The 2,225-nt window shown below is 34.7% G+C and carries 2 protein-coding genes; both read right to left on the bottom strand.

Features of this window, described 5'->3' with window-relative positions; genetic code table 11:
* Positions 1–1,294, bottom strand: a 1,294-nt coding sequence (locus C6368_RS16895) for a hypothetical protein (protein ID WP_159038663.1), incomplete at its 3' end; no start/stop codon positions are given.
* 513 nt (positions 1,295–1,807) lie between these two features.
* Positions 1,808–2,225 (bottom strand): T9SS type A sorting domain-containing protein (locus tag C6368_RS16890; RefSeq protein WP_159038662.1); only part of this gene is annotated, 418 nt, incomplete at its 5' end.

Genomic DNA, 2,225 nt, shown 5'->3' with positions numbered 1-2,225 from the left:
CACTATTTGTCAATTGAACTACAAAGTTATTTTGATCAGATTGAGTTAATAAATTAAAATCTTCTATCACAATATAGTCCGCTCCATCAAGTAAGAACAAACTTCTCGCACCTGTAGTTGTTGTAGAGGTCAATGTTTCACCATTTCCATTGTATGTTACTGTGTTTATAGCACTGCTATTTATGATTTCTGGAATGATAATTTGTTCATTAAAAGGACCTGAACCCGCTAGTGCATTAAACACAACTGGCCCGGCAATACCGCAAGACATAGCAGCTGTTGCAGCTGAAAATGTTGCATAATCACCCCCTGCACCCACAGTATAAGTTCCTGCAGCTAAATTTGGTGATGTTTGCACAAAAACCTCAGTTGAATTACCAGTCGAAGCACTATTGGTACAAGTCAGCTCACATCTATAATAAGTATCAGTCGTTTGAGAAACAATTTCACTAGTTGTGGTTGCACCTACAATTGGAGTCCAAGGACCTGTTGACGATGATGAAGACATCCATTGATAACTCATTCCAGAACCTATTGATTGACCAGACAGAGTTAAATTAAATTGTTCACTAGGACAAACTAAAGCTGGTGCAGTAGCTGCTCCCCCGACAGGCATACCGGAACAAGGTGTCCCCGATACATGTGTGATTTGTATGTTTGGTCGCTGCTTATAAGTAGATAAGTTACTACTGCTACTTATTGTCTCTCCTATAAGATAATCAGCGAAACCAGATGTATACTCCCACGCTATATTACCTGTAGCACCGCTACCTCCTGGCATAGTGTGTTCCGTAGACAACTCAATTGAACCACCAGTATACACAAAAGGAGTAGTTAAAGTAATTGTCATCCAACCAGCTGTTTGTGGTACATTAAAATTATTATCTGTAAAAACAATACTTTGTGTAGCCAGAATATTAGGCCATTCAGTTGCAATAGTCCCAGTTAATGGACCTAAATTTGATGTATTACCCATTCTCATAGTGAAGGGTATACCTGTCCCATTATCAAAATAATTTGCGTTCGTTTTATTAAAGCCAATTTCTGTAATTAAGTCACCAGCTATTATACCTGCTGCGCTTAATTCCACTGCTGTAAAAAGCATATTACTAGAAGAACCAGTCGTAATCGAGGTGGCACTAAATCTGTATACAGGTCCATATAAAGAATTAGCTGGTGACAAGGTACCAGATCCTATTTGAGTTATCGTTTGTGCTATTGCGTTAACGCTGCACAAATTCGATAAGGTTAAAATCACAATAGATAAGAGCCCATTGAATAAATATTTTTTCATACGCAAGATTTAAAATAAAATATTTTCGAAAGTTACACTAATATTTCATATAATAGATATTTATATTTCAAATTAATTCAGTCCTGAAATACAGAAAAAAATAAAACTTTTTATTTTGAATTTAATAATTACTATAATTCAGCTATAAAATCAATGGTTATCGGCTTAAGTCATAAAGCATTCAACCTTAAATAATTACAAATATAAATACAGCTCTTACAATAAATATGTAAATGAATCCCCCATAGTTCAACAAGTAAAACAAAAAAGGAGCCCATTTATTTTTTTCAGAGAAGATCATTGCATAAATTGTGTAATTACTCAGTCCCATATACGGCAAAAAATTACGAAATTCCCTTAGTATAAAAGAATTTATTAAGCCAGCCCTAGCTATACAGAATTAATTGAAAATAACAAATTTAGATATTTTACTATTACTGAATTACCCTGAAACGAAAAAAGCACCTCCCAAATGAGAGGTGCTTTTGCATTAAGAGATTTTCTATTTTAAAATTATTGCTTCACAACTTTGAAAGTCTTCTGACCTTCGTCATTGTAAACTCTTAAAGTATAGATTCCTCTTTCAAGGTGATCAATAGCAATACTTGCATTTTTTGCATTGTCCAATGCTTTGTTTTCAACCAATACAATTCTTCCATTCATATCTAACATTTCTACTTGCAAAGAAGCAGCATTAGATGGATTTACAATATTTAATTGACTTGTCGCCGGATTAGGGAATACTGAAATATCAGTAAACAACTCATTGTCTAAGGATAAGAAATCACATGAATTATCAACCGTAACATTCACAATTGCAGTATCCGCAGGACAAACTCCGTTGTCAGCAACGTAGTAGTAGTTGTACTGACCAGGAATTGGCTGTGCTTTTGGCTGTGAATTTGCCAAAAGAGTATTGGTAAAATCATAC

This window comes from Brumimicrobium mesophilum (assembly GCF_003025005.1).
GTDB classification, from domain to species: Bacteria; Bacteroidota; Bacteroidia; order Flavobacteriales_D; family Crocinitomicaceae; genus Brumimicrobium; species Brumimicrobium mesophilum.
This window is presented reverse-complemented; position numbering and strand designations above follow the sequence as displayed.